At 27.8% G+C, this 24055-nt stretch carries 18 protein-coding genes and 1 riboswitch; of the genes, 2 read left to right on the forward strand and 16 right to left on the reverse strand.

Features of this window, described 5'->3' with window-relative positions; all coding sequences use genetic code 11:
- Positions 1–12 precede the first annotated feature (12 nt).
- The 3 genes from HF520_RS06870 to crcB form a co-directional block, all read right to left on the reverse strand.
- Entirely contained in the window at positions 13–1125 is a 1113-nt protein-coding gene (locus tag HF520_RS06870) for a BMP family ABC transporter substrate-binding protein (protein ID WP_168573313.1), read from the reverse strand.
- 2 nt (positions 1126–1127) lie between these two features.
- A complete protein-coding gene (locus HF520_RS06875) occupies positions 1128–2435 on the reverse strand; it encodes an amidohydrolase (RefSeq protein ID WP_168573314.1) in 1308 nt (435 codons plus the stop codon).
- A 462-nt stretch (positions 2436–2897) separates the two neighbouring features.
- Entirely contained in the window at positions 2898–3278 is a 381-nt protein-coding gene (gene crcB, locus HF520_RS06880) for a fluoride efflux transporter CrcB (RefSeq protein ID WP_168573315.1), read from the reverse strand.
- Positions 3279–3688: 410 nt separating this feature from the next.
- On the opposite strand from crcB, the gene HF520_RS06885 reads away from it, so the two are divergent.
- Positions 3689–4678 (forward strand): HD domain-containing protein, encoded by a 990-nt coding sequence (locus HF520_RS06885; protein ID WP_168573316.1) that lies wholly within the window; start codon positions 3689–3691, stop codon positions 4676–4678.
- Between the two features lie 129 nt (positions 4679–4807).
- On the opposite strand, the gene HF520_RS06890 is transcribed toward HF520_RS06885, so the two are convergent.
- Complete coding sequence (locus HF520_RS06890; RefSeq protein WP_168573317.1) at positions 4808–5506, reverse strand: radical SAM protein; 699 nt, start codon at positions 5504–5506, stop codon at positions 4808–4810.
- A gap of 192 nt (positions 5507–5698) precedes the next feature.
- A riboswitch (guanidine-I (ykkC/yxkD leader) is annotated at positions 5699–5794 on the reverse strand.
- A 522-nt stretch (positions 5795–6316) separates the two neighbouring features.
- Entirely contained in the window at positions 6317–7060 is a 744-nt protein-coding gene (locus tag HF520_RS06895; protein WP_243155229.1) for a bacteriophage abortive infection AbiH family protein, read from the reverse strand.
- Positions 7061–7223: 163 nt separating this feature from the next.
- Here HF520_RS06895 and HF520_RS06900 point away from each other — a divergent pair, with 163 nt between their 5' ends.
- Positions 7224–7433: a hypothetical protein gene (locus HF520_RS06900; RefSeq protein WP_168573319.1), complete on the forward strand. Its 210-nt coding sequence runs from the start codon at positions 7224–7226 to the stop codon at positions 7431–7433.
- Positions 7434–7828: 395 nt separating this feature from the next.
- Here the strand turns inward: HF520_RS06900 and HF520_RS06905 are convergent, their stop codons facing one another.
- The 11 genes from HF520_RS06905 to HF520_RS06955 all read right to left on the reverse strand — a co-directional run bounded on the left by HF520_RS06905 (position 7829) and on the right by HF520_RS06955 (position 24037).
- The gene (locus HF520_RS06905; RefSeq protein WP_168573320.1) at positions 7829–8194 is read right to left on the reverse strand and encodes a hypothetical protein; all 366 of its coding nucleotides are present in this window, start codon (positions 8192–8194) and stop codon (positions 7829–7831) included.
- Between the two features lie 914 nt (positions 8195–9108).
- Positions 9109–9849: an RES family NAD+ phosphorylase gene (locus tag HF520_RS06910; protein ID WP_168573321.1), complete on the reverse strand. Its 741-nt coding sequence runs from the start codon at positions 9847–9849 to the stop codon at positions 9109–9111.
- Positions 9850–10441: 592 nt separating this feature from the next.
- On the reverse strand, positions 10442–10798 hold the full coding sequence (locus HF520_RS06915; RefSeq protein WP_168573322.1) for a site-specific integrase: 357 nt from the start codon (positions 10796–10798) through the stop codon (positions 10442–10444).
- Between the two features lie 96 nt (positions 10799–10894).
- Complete coding sequence (locus tag HF520_RS06920) at positions 10895–12523, reverse strand: ABC-F family ATP-binding cassette domain-containing protein (protein WP_168573323.1); 1629 nt, start codon at positions 12521–12523, stop codon at positions 10895–10897.
- A gap of 179 nt (positions 12524–12702) precedes the next feature.
- Complete coding sequence (locus tag HF520_RS06925; protein WP_168573324.1) at positions 12703–13977, reverse strand: cation:proton antiporter; 1275 nt, start codon at positions 13975–13977, stop codon at positions 12703–12705.
- Positions 13978–14257: 280 nt separating this feature from the next.
- Complete coding sequence (locus HF520_RS06930) at positions 14258–15562, reverse strand: sensor histidine kinase (RefSeq protein ID WP_168573325.1); 1305 nt, start codon at positions 15560–15562, stop codon at positions 14258–14260.
- Complete coding sequence (locus HF520_RS06935) at positions 15552–16247, reverse strand: response regulator transcription factor (RefSeq protein ID WP_168573326.1); 696 nt, start codon at positions 16245–16247, stop codon at positions 15552–15554. The genes HF520_RS06930 and HF520_RS06935 overlap by 11 nt, the downstream gene beginning before the upstream one ends.
- Before the next feature lie 103 nt (positions 16248–16350).
- Entirely contained in the window at positions 16351–18180 is a 1830-nt protein-coding gene (locus HF520_RS06940) for a hypothetical protein (protein ID WP_168573327.1), read from the reverse strand.
- Entirely contained in the window at positions 18158–20251 is a 2094-nt protein-coding gene (locus HF520_RS06945) for an efflux RND transporter permease subunit (RefSeq protein WP_168573328.1), read from the reverse strand. The genes HF520_RS06940 and HF520_RS06945 overlap by 23 nt, the downstream gene beginning before the upstream one ends.
- Before the next feature lie 146 nt (positions 20252–20397).
- Positions 20398–22308, reverse strand: a complete 1911-nt coding sequence (locus tag HF520_RS06950) for an ABC transporter ATP-binding protein (protein ID WP_243155216.1) — start codon at positions 22306–22308, stop codon at positions 20398–20400.
- Complete coding sequence (locus HF520_RS06955; RefSeq protein WP_168573330.1) at positions 22292–24037, reverse strand: ABC transporter ATP-binding protein; 1746 nt, start codon at positions 24035–24037, stop codon at positions 22292–22294. The genes HF520_RS06950 and HF520_RS06955 overlap by 17 nt, the downstream gene beginning before the upstream one ends.
- Positions 24038–24055 lie beyond the last annotated feature (18 nt).

Below are 24055 nucleotides of genomic sequence, written 5' to 3' on the forward strand. Positions count from 1 at the left end.
ATTCTAATTTAATTATTTAGCATTTTTTATTATTTCTTTTAAATCAGCTTCATCCATACCTATAGCAGTATTAACTGTTATTTTTCCATCTTTTAATTGTTTTGAAATTTCACTTACTTTAGTTCTTATAGCTTCACTTACTGTTGAAGTATATATATCATTTTCAGCAAGTCCTACTGCATCTTCTTTTATTCCTAATACACTATGAGTATTAAATTCTAATGACTCATTTAAGCATTTATCCATTGTATCAAGTAGTGAGTTATCTATATTTTTTAATGCAGAAGATATTATATATTTTTGCTCTTCTTTTCCTTCATAAGCTAAAGCTTGGTCACTATCTACACCTATTACATATTTTTTTGCATCTTTTGCAGCTTCTATTGATCCTGCTGAAGCTGGTCCTGCTGCTGTGAATACTACATCTGCTCCATTTGAATATTGTGCTAATGTTATTTCTTTAGCTTTTGATGTATCTGTAAACGATCCTATATATGCTACTTCAACTTTAACATCTTTATCTATAAACTTAGCTCCTTCTATATATCCAACTACAGAGTCATTTATAACAGCTGATGTATCTCTAGCTCCTACAAATCCTATAACCTTTTCTTCATTAGCTAGTTCCATATCACTAGTTGTAACTAAAGCAGCTAATGCACCTGCTAAAAATCCTGCTTCATTTTGCTTATATGTCATTGAGTAAACATTGTCTAAGTCATATTCATCGTAGTTAACATCTGTATCATATACTATATATTTTTTATCTTTGTAAAGCTCTGCTGTTTCTTCAACATGTTCTTTCATGTCCCATCCACCAGTTATTATTATATCTGCATCTGATTCTGAAGCATCTATTAATGATGGCTCAAATTTAGTTTGATCAAATCCCATTTCTATAACTTTAACTTCAACCTTATCACCAAATTGTTCTTCTATCTTCTTTATACCTTCATTTGCCGAGTCATTGATAGCTTTATCTCCTAGAGCTCCTGTTACTAATAGACTAACCTTTACCTTATCGTCAGCTGAAACTGATTCTTTTGAATCACTACCACATCCAACTAAGAAAGTTGCACTAAGTCCCATTGCTAAAAAAGTAGCTAATATCTTTTTCTTAAACATATTTAATCCTCCACATTGTACACATTAGTTTTATTTGTATCATTTAATAATTTTATATATTCATCAAATGTAAGCTTTGGCTTATAATTTGATAATATCTCTTTTGTACGCTTGCCATCTTCTTTTAATAAATCTTTTACAGTCTCAATAAAATAACTTATTGGTAAATCATAAGCGATATAAGTGTCTTCTGTTCTAAAATCATTTCCATGAACTCTTCCAGCAAATCCTGATACTCCTATTTGAACAGTTGGAAGTAAGTATGATAAGTCACCAATATCTCCACTTGCAAAAGAATGACAATCTGAAAGTATCTTTTCTTCTTCCATAAACTTAAGCATATTGTCTTTTACAGCCTTTGTAAGATTTTCATCTTGGGTTAAAGGTAAATAACCACCTGTATTTGTTATTTCTAGATTTGCTCCAAGTGATAAAGCTCCACCTCTTAGTGCTCTATCAACCTTTTTATTAACATCAACTATTGCATCTAATGTTTTTGCTCTTATGTACATATCTATTACAACTTTATCAGGAACACTATTTACACTTGCACCACCTTCACTAATAACATAATGAAGTCTTATTGCATCTTCTTCTTTAAATGTTTCTCTTAAGTACGCAATTGCATTTAATGCTACATTAGCTGCATTTAATGCATTTATACCATCACATGGATTAAGACCGGCATGTGCTGAAATCCCTTTAAATGTAATCTTCTTACCTAAAAATCCATTTAGACTAGAATTTACTTCTCCATAATGATTGGTACCTGGTGGCATTGCATGAGCAGATAAAACTAAATCTACATCATTAAATGTTTTTAGCTTAATCATCTCCTGCTTTCCTGATATATAAGAAAGTTTATTTTCTTTTACTAGATTTTCTCTATAATCAAAATCACAATATTCTTCTGCTGGTGTTGCTATAAATGATACTTTACCACCAAGTTCTTCAAGTATATTCGATTCTTTTATAGCTAAGAATGTCCCTAACATCATACCTACTTGAGCATAATGACCACAAGAATGAGCGCAGTTATCTTTTTTCCCTAGAAATTCATGCTCTGTACTTGGCACTGAATCTAGCTCGCATAACAACGCTATATGAGGACCTTCTTTTTTAGATTCTATTGTAGCTTTTATACCAGTTATTGCTATATCATTTTTATAGTCTATATTATACTTATCAAGCTTTTTGCATATTAATTTATTAGTGTTAAACTCTTTAAATCCAAGTTCTGGATTTTTGAATATCTCTTCACTTAAATCAATCATTTCTTTTTTTAGCGACTCTAAAAGTAAATTATCCATAATCCACACTTCTCCGAACCTTTTTTATTTTTTTATTCATTTAATTCATTTTACTTATCTATTATATCAGTTTTTCATTTTTTTTCAATCTTTTCCAGATAATTTCAAGTTGAAATTTGTAATTTTTTGTAGTTCTTCACCTAATTATCGAACTTTAACTAAATTTTATTTCTTTATAATTCGTATTATTATAGCAATTATTACTTATATTTTTCTATATCATTTCATATATCATATTTTTAATAAATATTATATATGAATATTTATTTTGCTCATTTATTGTATACTATTTATTTGAATTATAACTAATTTAGATATTTTATCTTTACTTATATATATTTTTATGTTCTTAAGCATAAAAAACAAAGGCATCTCTATAGCATTATTTACTATATATCCACCTTTGCTTTTATACTTTTATTTATACATTACCTTTTACATAATCCAATTAACATTTTATAACTATCTTGCTTCTATCTTTAAAATATATATTCCTATTATTACTCCTAGTAAACTTAATAATATATTAGATAATATATTTATTATTCCTATAGCAAATTTATTTTCAATAAACAAAGAAACTGTTTCATAGCTAAATGTAGAAAAAGTAGTTAAACCACCCATTAATCCTGTGGTTAAAAATAACTTTAAGTTATCTGATATGTAATTTGTATTTATACTTAAGTTCATGATAAATCCTATCAATATACCTCCTAATACATTAACTACTAAAGTTCCTAGAGGAAATGCACTTTGAATATACTTATTACATAATAAAGATATTTCATACCTTGATATTGCTCCTATAAACCCTCCAAGTCCTACGCATAATAATGAAATCACTTATATCCCTCCTTTTAACTATGTTTATTATAGCATTTAATTGGCAATAGTTTTATATAAATAAATATCCTAATCACTCAATTTTCGATATTTGCTAATGGAGGTGTTATTATGAATACTTTTTTAGAGATTGCTATAACTTGGGGTGTAGGTTTGACTATTATAGTACTAATTTTGTTAAATATAGGTTTATTTAGATAATTCAGTTGATAATGGTATTTATTCATATTCTTTAATTTCGTCTTATAATATCTCGTATTTTATAGTTTTTGATAGCTAAATAAATATTGATTTATTTCTATTTAATTTTAATTTCAAACTTACTATTTTATTTTTAACTTTTATTTGACAGATTAAATATACCTTCTTATATAATATAGGTTGAATATAATTTTCAAGGAGGTATTATTTTGGATTTACTTAATATATATAGCAAAGACTTTCCAATATTTATAGAAGAATTAATAAATACTTCTGAATTTAAAAGATTAAGTAATATAGGTATGAATTGTGGATGTGAATATACTAGTTTCCCTATATTTTCTAAAGGCAAAAATTATACTAGGTATACTCATAGTATAGGTGTGGCACTTATTGTTTGGCATTTTACAAAAGATATAAAACAATCAATAGCAGGACTACTACATGATATAAGTTCTCCTGTTTTTGCTCATGTAATTGACTTTTTAAATGGAGATCATGAAAATCAAGAGTCTACAGAAGAAAGAACTGAGTATATTATAGAAAACTCCAAAGAGATACAAAGTATCCTAAAAAAATATAACTTAACAACTAAAGATGTTTGCGATTATCATATGTATCCCATTGCTGATAATAACTCTCCTCTACTTTCTGCTGATAGATTAGAATATACTTTAGGTAATGCATTTTATTATGGTTTTAAAACTATTAACGAAATTAAAAATATGTATGAAGACTTAACCATATGCAAAAATGAATTTGAAGAAGATGAAATTTCATTTACTACTTTAGATAAAGCTTTAGAATTTACTTCTGTATCTATGCTAAATTCTAAAGTATATTCTTCAAATGAAGACAGATTTTCTATGCAATATTTAGCTGATTTATTAAAATTAGCTATAGATAAAAGTATTATAAGTATAGATGATTTATACACTACTGAAGATGAAGTTATAACAAAATTAGAAGGGTATAAAGAGTCAAAAAGTATGCTTGATAGCTTTAGATGTTTTTCTCAAGTTTTAACTAGTAAAACAAAGCCTGATGATGGATATTGGGTTAATATACCTGCCAAGAGGAGATATATTAATCCTCAAGTAGTTTCTATGGGAAGAGTTTCAAGTTTATCAAAGGAATTGTCAAAAGATATAGATGATTTCTTAAAGGTAGATTTTAATATTTGGTTGAGCGGAAAATAAATATAATAAAAAAATGGCACCTTCTATCTAAATAAAAGGTGCCATTTTTTATTATACTATTTATTAAATATGATTCTATAATACTGTAAATTAATACTATAATGAATCATATATCAATGTATATCTGTGTTAAACATGATAAATATTTAGTAATTCCTTTGAGATTTCCTCAAACTTTTCATCAGATATTCCTAGTTTTTTCTTAAATATTTCATCCTCCATTCTTGTAACAACTACCTTATCAGGAGATATTTCCTTTATAACATCTTTTATCTTCTTAATTGACTTATCATCATCGTTATATCCCTTAATAATAGTGATTTCAAATATAAATTTTCCTTTAAATTGCTTATTAAACTTAGCCATATTGGAAATATATTGTTCTAATGTATATCCTTCAATTGGTCTTTGAACTTTTTGAAAATGCTCTTCTGATATTACTTTTATTTCGCCAACAACTTCATCACACTTACTCGCAATTTTTATATATTCATCTTTTGATAATAAATATCCATTAGAAAGTAGTCTTACATATAAGCCTTTTGATTTTATAAAATCTATAATATCTTCAATTTTATCATTTACTAAAGCTTCTCCCTTTGAATTAATAAATATTAACTCCGGCTTTATATGTTCTATCATTGCCTCTAATTCCATTAATGAAATATCTATTTCATCAAATGATCTTTGAGTATCTATTTTATTTTTCGACCTTCCTAAAGGACAAAATATACAATCAAAATTACAGTACTTATCTGGAAGGATATTAACTTCTAATACTCTTTTTCCATCTTCAATATAAACATCTTTATAACTAAATTTACTCATAAATTTTCCTCCCTAAAATAACTTTATCTCCACTTATTTATGGATGATATCAAGAATAGAAATTCTACATATTCTACCTAAATTCACTTGTAATAAATTAGATAAATCTTTTTCATCAATTAATTCTATACATAAAAAAGATAACTTAGTTATTCTCATTAAAATAAAAAAGCCTGGAAGATATTTAGTAATATCTCCCAGGCTTTTTTCCTTCCGTGTACACAATTAACTGTGCGTTTTCTCTCGGACCTGCAAGTTAAAAACTTCGGAACCCTAGAAAACTTAAATATATAATTATACTATGATTAGTATTATCACACTAAAAACAACACATTCACTATATGTGATTTATATCCGATAAATATACTCTAATATTACTATATAAGTTTGTTTTTGTAAATTATTTTTAATATATTATTTTATAATGTTATCAAATACAAACACTAATTCAAAAATTAGATTTCATAATTTTAAAGAATCATTTACTAAATATTCTCCAGAAGAATTAGATACTAAAATAAAAGAAAGTTAAATATTAAAATATGGTGGATAATTTATTTTATATTATTGCTTTTCAGAAATAGTCATATATTGGTACTGGAATTGTAGGTATTATTTTATTATTTATATTGGATAGTTGTGATATGGGATTATTTAAATAGAAATATAATAAGTACTAAGAAATATTTCTTAGTACTTATATAAAAATAAAATTTCCTTTAAATTCGATATTTTATTGTATGAAAGAATATAAATATTATTCGTATTTGATTCTTAACGATAATAATATTCTACATTAAATACATACTACTACTTTTTAACACTGTATGTCCCAAATGTTCCTATATAGCCAATTTTTATTATAAGATTCTGATATTCCTCACGTTGTTTTTCGCTATCAAAATCATTTAAATACCATCTTACATTTGGATTAGATATTTTTTCACAAATGGTTTTAATATAAATCAAATCAACTTCTGAAAATGAAAAACCAAATGAAAAAATTTTATCTATTGAATCATCAATATTATCAAAAAAATTTCTATTTCTTTCTATTGCACCAATAGTATTCTTTCTCAAAGATTCACGTATTTTCTGTAACGAATTCTCTGCACCAATATAATTTATCATATCATCTTCATAATAGTCATTTATATTGCCATGTCCAAATAACAAATCTTCACCTAATTTTCCATGTATATGACAAGTATTTTTTACTTGATATAGCTTTTCTAAAGTTTCTGTGTAATTAAAAGTTAAAAATAAATCTTCTTCCACTTTTAGTAATGATTTAAAATCTTTTTTTAAAGTTATTGTATTATCAATTTTGATTGTATTTATCCAATCCGAAAAGTAATTGGATACTTTTATAGTTAGTAAAACTATATTAGAAGCTATATCCTCATTTACACGTACTTGTTTGTAAAAATCTATATCACCATCGCTATCTCTATCATAGTCTATGTAATCAAAACATTCACTAAAATCTAAAATCCCTAATGAATTTTCAACATCCTTCCATTCTTCCCCCTCTACAGTTGATAGGATTCTCATCAAAAAGCTAATCTTTAGTACATCTTTCGGCAAAGATGTACTAACAAAATGTTTCATTCAATCCAAGTTATAAAATACTACCCTGAGAATTTATTTCTCTAAAAAACGTTCGGTAGAGTTTGTAGTTTCGAGCAAAATTTTTATAATTACGGGAGAATGAGATATGCAAGAAAAAATAACAACAGGATTTTTATTATTTACTGGTGCTTTAGGACATATGTTAGGAAAGGTTTTTACTACCTTAGAAAAACTATGTGTACAATTTTTAGAATATGACGGATTAACAACAGAACAAAAAGCAACAATGATAGTAGGAGTTTTCTGTATTGGTATAATATTAAATTATACTAAGAAATCAAGAGTTAGTAGTTAAAACTACTACTCTTTTTTATTCAAAAATCTACATATCCTCATTATCATACCTAATCTTACTTTATATACGATATTCTAAAAGCTCTAATTCTCATCATAATATAATTTCTTGATACTTTTTTAGTTATAAAATCACCAATTCTTAAATTCATAATTTACTCCTTCCGACCCGTTAAGTCTATAATTTTTATGATATTTTTCATATTAGTTCACATCTCCGTTTCTATGGTTGAACTTTACTCTATATACTTATTATATATTTATGTTTTCTCGATGTAACACCTGTACACAAACTTTGTAAAAAGTTTATAAATCTGAGGATTTCAAAATTTTTTGATTTCATATGGAACCAATATTTGAGTATGAAAAATAGATAGCCCAGCTGGAATGGACTACCTATACACTAAAAGTTTTTCTTGTATCCCTTAAAAATTTTTTTATCCATTGTATCCCATCTACCGACCATTGAAATCCATTACTATAAGGCTTTATATACATCTTATTTATAAGAAACTCATACTCTTCTGTTACACTCCATGAACTATACTTTATCAAAAATACTTTACTACTATAATTAGATTTCAATACATTTAAATTTTCTAATTTTTTATAAAATCCATTAACATTAATCTTTTTATCTATTAATCCATTCTCTTTTAAATCCTTCATCACTTTCGTTGTGCTAACCCAATTAGGCACTCTTTTCTCATTTCCATCACTATCTACATATATGTCAAAATTTCCTATTAAACCTTTTTTCACATAATCTCCTCCAAAAAAATATTTCAACGTATATATGTAAAATATGATTATTATTTACTGAGAGTGCCTGTATATGTTTATTAATCTTTATATAATTTGAATTTTATATAAACAAATAATCATGCCCAAAATATAAGTATGCTCTATAATAAATATTTTTTGATATATACCCCTAATAAGTATATTTAGGTCGTAATGTTGATATTAAATAATGCTCTAGCAATTTAACTTCTTCAATTGATGTATTTTATGGAACAATATAACATTCTATTTTAACATTCAATCTATACAAAATTTTATAGGCTCTTTCCTTAGATTTCATGTCATTAGCACCATTTCTTATTTTAAAACTAATATTCCTTAGGATTGTGTTTTTTGTTTTGGTCTTGTGTTTTGAGATAATCTTTGTTTAATACCTATTTTATTTTCGCTACTTTGAACAACATATAATATATCATCCTTATATTTGAATATATAAACCCCTTTTGTTGTTTTTTGATTTGAATAATATTTAAAGTTACCTTTTACTTAACCCTTATTATGTTTTAAATCACGATATGAAAAAGTATAAAGTGTACTACTTTTAAGCAATTCTTCATATTTTTCATTTGTTCAATTCTAACTGAATACATACCTAATACTAATATTCAAACCTCCCACAATAATTTAATAATACATATAGTTATAAATTACTATCTTCACAATAAATAATTTGTTTTATAAGAATTGATAACTTTAGATATGTAATAAAAATGAAGTGATATATTATATGGAAAGTTTATAGAAATGTAACATTTATTTTGGAATTATTTAATTCCCCAATCGTGTGGAAAGTTTTATTTCAATTCGTCAAAAGTGCCGAAACAATATTTTTACATAAAAAAGATAGGAATAATATCCTATCTTAGAATCCATTAAAATTTTTCTATTATATTTTCTTTGATTATATATTTAGTAATTCCATCCTTAATATTAGGCTCTACATCTTCTACATTGAATAGTACTAAATTTTTTCCACCTTTATTCATAGTACTACTATATACTATTCCACCATAATCTCTTGACCTTATATAGTTTGCAAATGCGTGAAATGGTGCATATTCATATTCCTGTATTTTTTCATCATTGGTTATAACTGGTTTAAATATTTCATCAGAAATTAATTTTATATTCATCATAACAAGTAAATCGCTAATTCTATTTTTATATTTATACCCCATTTTATTTCGTTCATTGTCATTCATCATTTGTAGTTTAACAATTTTATCAACTATATCATCTAAATCATTATATTTATCTGCAATGGTTAAATCTATAAGTTTTATATTTCTATTATCCCTACTGTAATTAAAATTCAAACTCGATACGTAAGCATTCTCTTTGCCGAAGGCTCTAATTTCTCTTATACAAGTTTGTGTTATGTAATCCACTTCATCTTTTATATTATTCAAATCTCTTTTCAATGATATTCCTAAGTATATAAATACCTCTCCTGGTGGATTAAATCTATTTAATGAAGCATTTTCACTATTAGGTATAAATCTATCAATATCATATGGGCGTCCATCTTTATATTTTACCTCATTTGCAAATCTCATTAACGAACTTATATTTTGCAATCTTATAGTGGCTTTATTAGAATTAGACTTTAGCATATCATCAAATCTATCGAAGAAATCTAATTCTAATATTTTTTCTAATTCATTGACCTAATTTCTCCAGTAGATAATTTATCTTTCGTATATGTCCATTGTGAAATTAGTCCATTTTTTATCTTAGCTTTTTTAAGTTCCCCTTCAATACCATAAGTCATACTATCCCCCCTATACTTTATATCTAATATTTTACCATATTTTTACATTAAATATACTTAAAATCCTTCCATCCCTCGGAGTGGTTACCTGAAAGGATTAATAAGCTATGTAGAAGGGCTACCAAATCCTCCTACTCAAACAAAAAAATATATTAATAAAAATGTGTTAATATCGAGAACCCATTCTGACACTAACGGTAACAAAAAAGATTGTGTAGGTAGTAATAAAACGTTCATTAACCACCCACAAATATAATTCTAATGACTGATTTTTCAATAGTCAAACTCTGTTTTCAACTTTTTCATAATTTTTTATAGAGTGTATCCGTAGAATCCTATAAACCATTCAAAAACTTTCAATAAATATGGAAATATCAATACTCCTACAAATATTATGAGTAAATCTTCAAGTAATTTTATGCCTACCCTCTTAACTAATGTTTTAATTTTATCTTTGGTAATACTTCAATTTCTTTTTTATCATTTCCATTAACTAATTTTACTGAATATCCTAAATTTTTAGATACAATTACTTCATCAACTAAGTAAGTGTATAAGACACTAATAATTGATATATGTCCATTTTGTGTTTTAATCTTTAAGCCTCGCTCTTTATTGAACTTAGCAAACTCTTTTATATGAATAGCTTTTATGTTATCTAATTTTGTACTATCACACATATACTTACTGAATACTTTAAGTGAATTAGTATAAGCTCTTATAGTCTCTTTACTTGCTTTCTCTATATCTAACTCATCTAACCATTCTTCTATAGCATCTTTTAATTTCATAAAAAATACACCTCCAAAATATTTGAAAAACTACACATTCACGATATGTGTGTTATCAAACATTTGAAGATGTATTTAATAATTTTTTATAAATTATTATGCATTTTGAACTGCATACATTTCTTTTAATTTAGCTTGGATATCTTTATTTTCAAGATACTCTTCTAAAGTAGTCTTTCTATCCATTATTCCACCAGGAGTTATCTCTATTATTCTGTTAGCAAGAGTTTGTATCATCTCATGGTCATGAGAAGTGAATAATAATACTCCGTTGAACTTCTCTAAACCTTTATTTACAGAAGTTATACTTTCTAGGTCTAAGTGGTTAGTTGGGTCATCTAAAACTAATACGTTAGCATTTGATAACATTAACTTAGATAACATACATCTAACTTTTTCTCCTCCAGATAAAACTTGAGCTTCTTTTAAAGCTTCTTCTCCAGAGAATAACATTCTACCTAAGAATCCTCTTATGAAACTTTCACTCTTTTCTTCTGAGTATTGTCTTAACCAATCAACTAAAGAGTAAGTTACTCCATCAAAGTATTCATTGTGGTTCTTTGGAAGATAATCTTGGCTAGTAGTTACACCCCACTTGAATGTACCGCTATCAGCTGTATCTTTACCCATTATTATATTGAAAAGTGTAGTTGTAGCTATTTCATCACCCATGAAAGCAACTTTATCTTCTCTATCTAATCTGAAAGATACATTATCTAAAACTTTAACACCATCTATAGTTTTAGTTAATCCTTCAACTTCTAATACTTCATTTCCTATTTCTCTCTCAGGAGTGAATCCAACATATGGATATCTTCTTCTTGAAGGTTGTATTTCTTCAACTTCTATTTTCTCTAATTGTTTCTTTCTAGCTGTTGCTTGTTTTGCTTTAGAAGCATTTGAGCTGAATCTTGCGATGAACTCTTTTAATTGAGCTATTTTTTCTTCAGCTTTCTTATTTTGATCCTTAGCAAGTTGCAATGCTAATTGGCTTGACTCATACCAGAAGTCATAGTTACCAACATACATTTGTATCTTACCAAAGTCAACATCAACTATGTTAGTACATATTTGGTTTAAGAAGTGTCTGTCGTGTGATACAACTATAACGATAGAATCTTCTAAGTCCATTATGAAGTTATTTAACCAGTTTATTGATTGGAAATCTAAGTGGTTAGTCGGTTCGTCCATTACTAGTATTTCAGGTTTACCAAATAATGCTTGAGCAAGTAATACTTTAACCTTTTCTCCACCAGTTAATTCCTTCATTTGCTTGTAGTGTAAGCTCTTGTCTATTCCTAGACCCATTAATAATCTTTCTGCATTTGTTTCTGCATCCCATCCATCAAGTTCAGCAAACTCTCCTTCAAGTTCTGCAGCTTTTATACCATCTTCTTCTGTGAAATCTGGCTTCATGTATAATGCATCTTTTTCTTGCATTATAGCATATAGTCTTTCATGTCCCATTATAACAACATTTAAAACTGTATCTTCTTCATATTTGAAGTGGTCCTGTCTTAAAACTGACATTCTTTCTTTTTCAGTTATTGAAACACTTCCTGTATTTGGTTCTATATCTCCAGCTAATATTTTTAGGAAAGTTGATTTTCCTGCACCATTAGCACCTATTATTCCGTAACAATTTCCTTTAGTGAATTTTAAGTTAACATCTTTGAATAACTCTTTATCACCAAATCTAAGTCCTACATTAGTAACTTGTAACATTCCATTATTTCCTTTCTTGTCTATATTTATCTTTATATATACAACTTCATTAATAATATACCAAAACTGTACTTTAGTCAACAATGTGCAAGATATGTTTTTAAAAAATAGCTATAATAATAGTAATTAATAATTAACATAAATAATAGGCCTAAGAAATTCTTAAGCCTATTGTTTATTTATGCAGTTGCATGCATATCTTTTATATCTTCTTTTAAATTATCCTCTTCTAATATACCAAGCTTTTTAGCTAATAACTTAGTAGTACTTGCTTGAACTATTAATGTTATAAGTATAGTCATAAAAACTACTGATGATATAATTTCATATCCTGGAATTTTCATAGAAACTATTATTCCTGATAAAGCTGCTGGTATAACACCAGTTTCTCTTACCCACATCATAAATAATTTGTCTTTAAATGTCCATTCTGAATTTTTATCAAACATAGTTGAAACTAATACTGAAAGTGGTCTTGCTATAAACATTAACACAAGCACTATAGCTAATGCTGGTAACCAATACTTAGCAAGTGCATTTAAATCAACCTGTGTACCAAGAACTACGAATATGGCCATACGACATAATGTATTTACACTCTCTGAGAAATAATGCTCTGAGTTGAAGTCTTCTTCTGGTATCCAAAGCCCAAACATTTTTTTATTACCTGATATTAATCCTGCAATAAATACAGCCATGTATCCACTTCCATTTAACTTAGTCGCTAATTCATATGCTAAAGCTGCCTTTAATATTGAAACTATAGGTGCATATGAGTGGAATACTCCCATTTTTTTATCTGAAATTAATACAGTTAATATATACCCTACTATACCACCTACTACTACACCTACTACTGTAGATACTAATAACTCTTTTACGCTATTCATTGCTGAGAATTCTCCACTTGTTAAAATTGCTAACAATGTAGATACTAATATTGCTCCTACAGCATCATTAAATGCAGACTCACTAACTACGGTCTGCTTTATTTTATCTTTTATTCTTACTTGCTTAAAAACTGGTATAAGTGCAGCTGGGTCTGTTGACGCTATAACAGAACCTAAAAGTAAAGCTGTCATCATAGAAATACCAAATATTTTAAAAGCTGCTACTCCTACTACTAGTGCTGATATTATAACTCCTACTGTTGATAACATTCCTACGCTTATCTTTACTTTATTTAGCACTTTTAAATTTATTTCTTTACCACCTTCATATAATATAAAAGCTGAACCAAATGTTAAAATAAGATTATTTTCTATAGGAAAAGATTGTATACTTATTATATTAAATACGGATGGACCTATTATGATTCCAGCAATTAAATAAAATATTACATCCGGTATTTTTAATATCTCACTTAACCTACCTAAAACTATACCTGTAATAGCTATAACCACAAATGCAAAAATTAAATTGTTAGTAGCTATAGCTTCCACTGTACTTTCCATATCGTCATCTCCTTTTTCTATAAACTACTATTTCTCTCGGTATTAGAGACTATTATAGTCCTGTTAATTGACATAGTCAACATTGAAAATCCTATATTTTTTCAATTTTCTATTGTTATAATTTTATTTTTTCTTTTAATTACATTCTAACCTTTGTAGAAAACATTTTCTGTAATTTTGATTTTTAAGTAAATTTTTATAAATATTTTTTAGTATTAATTCTATACTTAGTTGCAAAATAAAAAAAATAGAAAGCTAATATATAACTTTCTATTTTTTATTATTTTGTGATATTTTTTAACGTAAATTTTACTGTTAAACCACCATTACAATTATTCTCGGCCCAAATTTCTCCACCATGGCCTTCTATTGCACTTTTACAAATAGATAAACCTAGACCAGCTACCACTCTACTTTTATCAGATGTGTAAAGAGCTTCAAATATTTTATCTAATTCAGATTCATCTACTCCTATACCATTATCACTTATAGAAACCTGAATATTATCATCAATTTTATCAAAGTATATTTTAATCTCTTTTTTATTTGAAGTCATATTTTTTATGCTATTTCCAATTGCATTGCCAAAAACTCTTCTTATTTTTGACAAATCTATATCTACAATGCAATTATCACACTTAGATTTTATAGTAAAATCTATATTCAATTGATTTAACTCATCCTCATATTCTTCTCTAATTAAATTTACTAATTTTTTAACCTTCATTTTTTCTTTTTTAAGACTACTTTCTAAGTTATAACTTAAGTAATCATCAAATTCATCAATAAGTTCTTTTATATCCTGTGATTTCGAATACATTATTTCAATGTACTTCTTTTGTCTTTCCTCTGGTAATAATTTATTCTGTAATCTTTCTGAGTATCCCATTATTGAAGTGAGAGGGGTCTTAATATCATGCGATATTGATGCAATTATTCTATTTTGATTTTCTTTTTCTTCATCTAACTTTTCTGTAAGTTCTACAAATTTATTTTTAAGCCAACCAATTTCATCATGCATTTTACACTTAGCTGGCTTTATTCCATATTTGTAATTTTCAATATCATTTTGTAGACTCTGTATTGGATATATTATTTTAATATAAATAATAGCCATTGAAAATATTAATATAATCCCCATAATAATAATTTCAGCTTTTACAATTGGTCCATAAACGGGAATTTGTTTTACATCATTTATGGGAAGACTTTGTATAATAGTAAGTATATAAGCTTCATCATCTATATTAATTATATCTAATGAAGTCATAGTTAGAGCACCTCTAATTTTTTTTCCTCTCTCTATTAAAGTTTCATCTTCTAAATTTTTAATTTGAATGTAATACTTATTATCATTATTAATTTCATCGCTATTATCTATAAATTCATTCGCATAATTTAAATTAGATTGTTTTTCAATATTATTACACATATCTTTGGCTATATAGTCTAGTTCTAACTGCATACTATCAATTCTACTTTCAAGACTTTTTGATAAGAATAATTCATAATATCCAAAAAGTAATACGCTATTTAATGTGAATGCAAATATAATAGTTAAGATTAACTTATTTCTAATTTTCATATAATTCATTAATAGGTTTTATAAACTTATAACCTACTCCCCATATAGTCTTTATATATTTATTCTCTTTATCAATCTTATCCCTTAAACTCTTTATATTTACGGCTACAGTTCCAATATCTCCATATTCCATCCCCCATACTGCATCAAATATTTGTTCTCTGGATAAAACCTTACCTACATTTTCACAAAGGTATAAGAATAATTGAAATTCTCTAGTTGAAAGCTCTATCAATTTTTTATTAACATAAACTTCATAACTATCTTTATGTACTTCAATATCTCCAATATTGATTATATTGTTTTTTATAATCTGCTTTCTTTGCTCTCTTCTTATATGTGCTTTTACTCTTGCAACCAATTCTTCTACTATAAATGGTTTTTTTATATAATCGTCTGCTCCGATTTCTAAACCTAAAAGAGTATCTAGAGTTCTACTTTTTGCACTTACAAATAAAATCGGACAATTTATTTTTTCTCTTATAGTCTTACAAACTGACAAGCCATCAATTTTTGGCATCATTATATCTAGTATAACCATGGATAAGTCATCAGTTTTATTTATTATACTAAGAGCTTTTTCTCCATCATATGCTAATAATACCTCATAACCTTCATCATAAAGAGAATCTCCTATTAATGATGCTATTTCTTTATCATCATCTACAACTAAAATTTTTGACATACTAATTCTCCTTTATTTCAAAATAAGGGCGTGATATAAAACCATAAGTTTTATATCATGCCCTATCTATCATTATATTATTTACAAATATATATTTCTACAGCTATTTATCTTTTTTAAATAGATTTAAGAATAACTGCCATATACTTTGGTTATCTTCTATCTCTATTTCTTTTTCAGTTTCTTCTGACTCTACCTTATATATTCCATCTGTTCTCATAGCAAATTGAACTGACTCAACGTTTTTATTTTCTTCACTTGCAAAAGAAATAGGTGTAAAATCTTCTCCTGAAAACTTAGACTTTATATCATCAATTTGTTTATTAATCTCATCTGGCATTGAAGTAGTCTCTTTATTAAGCTCACTAGTACCTTTATTAAGTTCTGATGCTCCATCACTTAATACATTTATTCCATTTACAAGTTTATTACTTCCATCACTTAATTTAACTACACCTGTATCTATATTAGTTATTCCACTTACAAGTTGGCTACTTCCACTCTTTAATTCTTTTGCTCCACTATCTATACCATCTATTCCTTTTACAAGCTGATCTACACCTTTATTAAACTCTCCCATACCATTATATAGTTCATCTATACCTTTACTTAATGGTGAAATATTATTATATAAATCATTAACACCAGTATTTATTCCACTATAACCATTAACAGCATCACTTATGCCTGAATCTAACAAGTTATATCCTGCTAACAATCCTTCTGTGCTTTTTTCTAATTTCTCTAACTCTGGTTGTAGAATTTCTAATTGTTCTTCTGTTAAAGATGATTTTATATTATAAGTTAAGCTTTTCACCAAATTAGAATATTGATTTAGAGATTCTTTATATGCAGAAGATCCTTTAGAAATATCTGCTAGACCTTGATTATATGAGTTAGATCCATCTTTTAATTGATTTAATCCACTTTCAAATGAATTTATACCACTATTAACTTCACCTAGTCCCGAAAGTAAGCTATTGCTACTTTTATATACTTCGCTTATACCTGATTTATATTTACTTATTCCCATAGATAAAGTTTCTACACCACTATCTAATGAGCTTACTCCAACTTTATATTGACTTACTCCATCTTTTAATTGATACGAACCTTTAGATAGCTCATCTACTCCAGCCTTATATTCATCTAAGCCACCCTTTAGACTTCCTGTTCCATCGTTTATAGCTTCTACCGCGTCTACTAATTGATCTAAATCATTAGTCATTTCATTAATGTCAATATCAGCATCAATAGCCATATTCATACCATTTATAGATATTTCATCCATTTCAAAGTCTGTTATATCTGCAGTTAATGTATAGCTAGCATCTAAACCAGGTAGCTTCATATAATTTATAGATTTATTTGACCCTACACTAGCTATAGTTGCCCCTTCTGCAACTATATTTTTACATTTATAACTATCTAAGCTTAATGCTATTTGTAAAACATAATTATTATAAAATTCTTCATTTATATTTTTATTTTGAGTAATATCTATCTTCATTTCTAATTTACCAGACTTACCTGCTAACTCCTCTGATGTTATTCTTTTTCCATCAAGATAATAATTTATATTTATATTCCATGGTAAGTCTGTTGATGACATTTCTCCTTGATAATAAAACTTACCATCTATATTTGGAGTTTTTATATCTAAAAGTCCATTGGCATAATCTAATTTATCATCAGTTGAAAGATTTATTACATTTGAATATTTACCATAATCTACTATACTTTCATTTGAGTTAAAACTATTTACTACGTAGATATTATTTACTCCTCCATTTTCATTTAACTTTACATACACAACTTCTTCTTTTGTATTACTATCAGCAAATATTGGAGTAGCACTACCTATTAAAATTGATGTAGTAAGAACAAATGTTGTAGCTTTTTTTATATTTTTATTTTTCATATGCAAATTCATTACTAATCCCCTCCTTATAAAACTTAGCTTTTAGAGTTGTTTTTTCAATCAACTTATCACATAATACTAATATTGTAGGTAAGAAAAACAATACTGATATTGCAGAAATTACTGTTCCTCTTCCTAATAACATTCCAAGTTGGACTATTACTGTGTTAGTAGATATATTTCCAAGTGCAAAACCTGCTATTGATAATATAGCGGCTGAAGTAATTACAGTTCCTGTAGAGCTCTTTATAGCGTTAATTGCTGAATTGTACTTATTGTAATTCTTTCTATTTTCTAAGTATCCATTAGCAAATAGTATTGCATAATCTACAGTTGCACCTAGCTGCACTGAACTAATTACCATAAATCCTATATATGCTATATCTGAGTTTGAAAAATATGATACGGAAAAGTTTATCCATACTGCAGATTCAATTGCAAGTAATAATAATATTGGTATTGATATAGACTTGAAGGTTAACATTATTACTACACCTATAGCTATGATTGCAGCTAAAGTTGTAACCTTATTATCACTAGTTACAGTTTCTTTTATATCATAAGAGCTTGCACTTGAACCTGCTAAGTAACAATCATTACCAAAGTACTCTTTGCCTAAAGCTCTTATATCCTCGATTGCTTTAAATGCCTCTTCACCTTCATCTTCTGTATTAAGAGTTATTATCATCCTACTATATTCATCACTAACTAAAGCAGATATTTGATTCTCTGGTACAAAGTCCTTTGGTATTTCATTACCTACACTCATTGAGTAAGACATAACATCTGAAACATTATCAATACTTAAAAGTTTTTCTCCAAATTCTTTTTCTAATGATGACTTTTCTCTTGGCAATAAAAATACTAATTGATTTGACTTCCCAAATTCATTGTTTATTTTAGCTGTATCCCTACCTATCTCAGTATCCTCACCACTGGACATTGATGAAGCCCCATAGGTAAAGCTATTTTTACCTTGAGCAATATAGCATGGTAATATAATAAGCATTATTATTACTACAACCATTGGACCTATTTTCATAGAAAATTTACCAAACTTTTTAAAAGATGGCATAAAAGATCTATGGTGAGTTTTATCTATAATTTTATAAGTATAAACTGTCAATGCTGGAAGTAAAGTCATAACTGATAAAAGACTTAATACTATCCCCTTCGCAAGAACAATACCAAGATCTGGACCTATTTTAAATCTCATAAGAGTCAGTGCTAAAAATCCAAGTACTGTAGTTAAACCACTTGCTAGTATAGATGAAAAAGACTTTTTCATAGCATTTACCATAGCTTCTTTTACTTCCATGCCTTCTAATCTAAAGTCTGCAAATCTATGGAGTAAAAATACTGCGTAGTCTATAGATACAGCTAACTGTAAAATAGATGCTGTTGCCTCCGTTATAAATGAAATTTCTCCTAAGAATATATTTGTACCCATATTTATTAGTATAGATACTCCAACTGTACATAAGAATAACACTGGCTCAAACCAAGAACTTGTACTTATCATTAAAATTATTATTATTACTGGAATTATAAATGCCATGATTTTTGAAACTTCCTCGCTTGTTGATGACTGGGCAAATGCAAGTGTTGCTGCTTCTCCAGATACAACACCCTTATCTTTTATGACATCCTTTATATCTTGAATTGTATCTATCAAACCATCTTTATCATTAACAACTACATCAATCAATGCCTTTTCGTTTTTATAGTAAGAGTCTTTAATACTCTCATCAATCATTTCTAGTGGCTGATCTATATTTACATAGTCATCCATCCAAGTTACTTCTTCTACACCTTCCACTTGTGATATTTTATTTTTATATTCTAAGGTTTTTGAAATGCTTATATCTTCCAACATTACTCTTACGTTTGGAGTCTTTTTATTAAATTGCTCTTCCATTACATTAAGAGATACAGTTGATTTAGAATCTTCTGGAAGGTAATCAACCATATTATAGTTGACTTTTACCATTGACCTTGCGAATATACTAAATATTAGTGCTAGAGAAAATGCTACAATAACGACTAGCTTATGTTTTAATATTTTTTCTGTAAACTTATCCATTTTACTCCCCCTGCCATTTTTCATTTCTTATAAAATATATTGTATAAATAAAAAATTAACAGAAAATATATAAATTATTAAAAATTATTAAGGATGAGTACAATATAAAAAGGAAATAAAAAAATCTCACCCAATGGGTGAGATTTTTATGCTAATTCAAAAGCACCAGTATAAAGTTGATAATACTTACCAGCTTTAGCTATCAGTGATTGATGATTTCCTCTTTCGATTATTCTACCAAGTTCAAGTACCATTATAGCATCTGAGTTTCTAACAGTAGATAATCTATGAGCTATTACAAAAGTAGTACGTCCATGCATTAATCTATCCATACCATCTTGAACTAGATGTTCTGTACGAGTATCTATACTACTTGTTGCTTCATCAAGTATAAGAACTGGTGGATCTGCTATAGCTGCACGAGCTATAGATAGTAACTGTCTTTGTCCTTGACTTAAATTTGATCCATCTCCTGTAAGTACTGTATCGTATCCTTGAGGTAATCTTGTGATGAAGCCATCAGCATTAGCTAGTTTTGCTGCTGCAATTACTTCTTCATCTGTTGCATCTAATTTTCCGTATCTTATATTATCTGCTACAGTACCTGTAAATAAATGCGTATCTTGTAATACAATTCCTAAACTACGTCTAAGATCTGCTTTTTTAATTTTATTTATATTTATACCATCATATCTAATCTTACCATCTTGTATATCATAGAAACGGTTAATTAAATTTGTTATTGTAGTTTTTCCAGCACCTGTAGATCCAACGAAAGCTACTTTTTGACCTGGTTCTGCATATAGTTTTATATTGTGAAGTATTGTTTTTTCTTCATTGTATCCAAAGTCTACATCATTAAATACAACATCACCTTGTAATTTAGTAAGTGTAACCGTTCCATCACTGTGAGGATGTTTCCATGCCCAAATTCCTGTATGTTCTTCACACTCTTCTATATTACCTTGTTCATCTTCTCTAGCATTTATTAAAGTAACATATCCCTCATCTACCTCTGGCTCTTCATCTAATAAGCTAAATACCCTCTCTGCACCTGCTAAAGCCATGACAACACTGTTAAGTTGTTGACTTACCTGACTTATTGGCTGAGAGAAACTTTTGTTAAGCTGTAAGAATGATGCAAGAGTACCTAAAGTGAATGAGCCAACTCCTGATATAGCTAAAATCGAACCAAGTATTGCACAAGCAACATAACTTAAGTTACCTAAATTTACGTTTATAGGCATAAGTACATTTGCAAAAGCATTAGCATTATTAGCACTATCAAATAATTGTTCATTAAGTTTATTGAAATCTTTTATACTTTCTTCTTCATGGCAGAATACTTTAATAACTTTTTGACCTTCCATCATCTCTTCTATAAATCCATTAAGTTCACCTATAGATTTTTGTTGTTTAATGAAGTAAGAACCAGCTTTTCCTGCAACTTTTCCAGTTGTAAATATCATAATAGATACCATTATAATCGTAAGTATTGTAAGTGGTATATTTAAAATTACCATACTTATGAACACACTCACTATAGTCACAGCTGAGTTTACAAGCTGAGGCATACTTTGACCTATCATTTGACGAAGTGTATCTATATCATTTGTATAAACACTCATTATATCACCATGGGCATGAGTATCAAAATATTTTATAGGTAGACTTTCCATATGAGTGAAAAGATCTATACGTATTTTTTTCATAGTACCTTGAGATACATTAACCATAATTCTATTGTAAGCATACATCATTAATGCACCTGATACGAAAAATGAAGCTAATTTCATTATAGCAATTCCCAAAGGTCTAAAATCTGGATTTGATTGACCCATTAAAGGAAGAATATAATCATCAATTAAAGTTTGCATAAATAAAGTTCCCTTAACATTTACAAAGGCTGAACCAAATATACAAAGTAAAACTATTATACAGTGAGGTGCGTAATTTTTTAATATTATTCCCATAAGCCTTTTTATAGTTTTTACAGGATTTTGTCCTTTAGGTCTTTGCATTTTTTCAGGCATAGGCTTCTTATTTTGCGATTTCATATTCTTCATCATCTCCCTTCATTTGAGAACTATAAACGTCAGCGTAAATTTCATTATTTTCAAGTAATTCTTCATGTGTACCTATTCCACTTATTTTACCATCATCTAAAACTATGATCTTATCTGCATCTTGAACACTTGATATACGTTGTGCAATTATAATTTTTGTTGTATTTGGTATTTCCTCTGCAAAAGCAGTTCTTATCTTAGCATCTGTTGCTGTATCTACTGCACTTGTAGAGTCATCTAATATTAATATCTTCGGCTTTTTAAGTAGAGCTCTTGCAATACATAAACGTTGTTTTTGACCACCAGATACATTTGTACCACCTTGCTCAATATAAGTGTCATATCCATTTGGTAATGTATTTATAAACTCATCAGCACAAGCAAGCTCACAAGCTCTTATTATTTCTTCATCTGTGGCATTTTTATCTCCCCAGCGAAGATTTTCTTTTATAGTTCCACTGAATAATACATTCTTTTGTAAAACTACTGAAACTTCATTTCTTAAAGTTTCTATATCATAGCTTCTTACATCTTTTCCACCTACAAAGACCGATCCTTCACTAACATCATATAAACGAGATATTAAGTTCACTAAACTTGATTTTGAAGAACCAGTTCCACCTATTATTCCAATAGTTTCACCTGATTTTATGTGTAAATCTATATTTTGAAGCACATATTTTTTACTTCCTTTTTTGTAAGCAAAATTAACATTGTTGAAGTCTATATCTCCATTTTCTACTTTAAAATCTGGATTATCTGAATTAGTTAAATCACTGCTTTCTTCTAAAACTTCAGCAATACGCTCTGCTGATGCTTTTGACATTGTAATCATAACAAATATCATAGACATCATCATTAAACTCATCATTATACTCATGATATAACTAAATAAACTTACTAGTTCTCCTGTAGTTAAGCTTCCACCCACTATCATATTTGCACCAAACCATGATAAACCTAAGATACATCCATACACTGCTAGCATCATAGCTGGCATATTGAATGCTAAAATACTTTCCGCTTTTACAAATAATTTATAAACATTGTCTGCTGCTGTTTCAAACTTTTTAACTTCATAATCTTCTCTTACATAAGCTTTTACAACACGAATAGCATTTACATTTTCTTGCACACTTGCATTTAAATTATCGTATTTTTTGAATACTTTCATAAATATCGGATGGGCATTTGATATGATTAGTGCCAAACATATTCCTAAAAATGCTATTGCTATAAGGAATATTAAACTAAGTTTTGGGCTTATGGTAAATGACATTATTAATGCCATTATTAGCATCATCGGTGCTCTGAAGCACAGACGTAGAATCATTTGGTATGAATTCTGAACATTTGTAACATCTGTTGTCATACGTGTTACTAATCCTGCTGTCGAGTATTTGTCTATATTTGAAAATGAAAAACTTTGTATATTTTCATACATTGATTTTCTTAAATTTTTCGCAAATCCTGTACTCGCTAAAGCTGCATATTTACCACTTAGTACTCCAAATAGTAATGAAATTGCAGCCATAACAACCATTATACCCCCTACTATAAATACATGATTCATATCTCCTGCTGAAACACCTTTATCAATTATAGATGACATTAACATTGGAATTAATAACTCCATTATTACTTCACCTATAATAAATGTCGGTGCTAATATTGATGCTTTTTTATACTCTTTAACTTGAGTAGCTAAAGTTTTTAGCATAATGACTCCTCCTTATAA

It is taken from the genome of Romboutsia sp. CE17, assembly GCF_012317385.1.
GTDB lineage: Bacteria > Bacillota > Clostridia > Peptostreptococcales > Peptostreptococcaceae > Romboutsia_E.

What these genes read in the sequence shown, in the direction of transcription:
- HF520_RS06870 (WP_168573313.1), bottom strand. Translation starts at nt 1,125, where the DNA reads ATGTTTAAGAAAAAGATATTAGCTACTTTTTTAGCAATGGGACTTAGT.
- HF520_RS06875 (WP_168573314.1), bottom strand. Translation starts at nt 2,435, where the DNA reads ATGGATAATTTACTTTTAGAGTCGCTAAAAAAAGAAATGATTGATTTA.
- HF520_RS06890 (WP_168573317.1), bottom strand. Translation starts at nt 5,506, where the DNA reads ATGAGTAAATTTAGTTATAAAGATGTTTATATTGAAGATGGAAAAAGA.
- HF520_RS06895 (WP_243155229.1), bottom strand. Translation starts at nt 7,060, where the DNA reads ATGAGAATCCTATCAACTGTAGAGGGGGAAGAATGGAAGGATGTTGAA.
- HF520_RS06900 (WP_168573319.1), top strand. Translation starts at nt 7,224, where the DNA reads ATGCAAGAAAAAATAACAACAGGATTTTTATTATTTACTGGTGCTTTA.
- HF520_RS06910 (WP_168573321.1), bottom strand. Translation starts at nt 9,849, where the DNA reads ATGCTAAAGTCTAATTCTAATAAAGCCACTATAAGATTGCAAAATATA.
- HF520_RS06915 (WP_168573322.1), bottom strand. Translation starts at nt 10,798, where the DNA reads ATGAAATTAAAAGATGCTATAGAAGAATGGTTAGATGAGTTAGATATA.
- HF520_RS06920 (WP_168573323.1), bottom strand. Translation starts at nt 12,523, where the DNA reads ATGTTACAAGTTACTAATGTAGGACTTAGATTTGGTGATAAAGAGTTA.
- HF520_RS06925 (WP_168573324.1), bottom strand. Translation starts at nt 13,977, where the DNA reads ATGGAAAGTACAGTGGAAGCTATAGCTACTAACAATTTAATTTTTGCA.
- HF520_RS06930 (WP_168573325.1), bottom strand. Translation starts at nt 15,562, where the DNA reads ATGAAAATTAGAAATAAGTTAATCTTAACTATTATATTTGCATTCACA.
- HF520_RS06935 (WP_168573326.1), bottom strand. Translation starts at nt 16,247, where the DNA reads ATGTCAAAAATTTTAGTTGTAGATGATGATAAAGAAATAGCATCATTA.
- HF520_RS06940 (WP_168573327.1), bottom strand. Translation starts at nt 18,180, where the DNA reads ATGAATTTGCATATGAAAAATAAAAATATAAAAAAAGCTACAACATTT.
- HF520_RS06945 (WP_168573328.1), bottom strand. Translation starts at nt 20,251, where the DNA reads ATGGATAAGTTTACAGAAAAAATATTAAAACATAAGCTAGTCGTTATT.
- HF520_RS06950 (WP_243155216.1), bottom strand. Translation starts at nt 22,308, where the DNA reads ATGAAATCGCAAAATAAGAAGCCTATGCCTGAAAAAATGCAAAGACCT.
- HF520_RS06955 (WP_168573330.1), bottom strand. Translation starts at nt 24,037, where the DNA reads ATGCTAAAAACTTTAGCTACTCAAGTTAAAGAGTATAAAAAAGCATCA.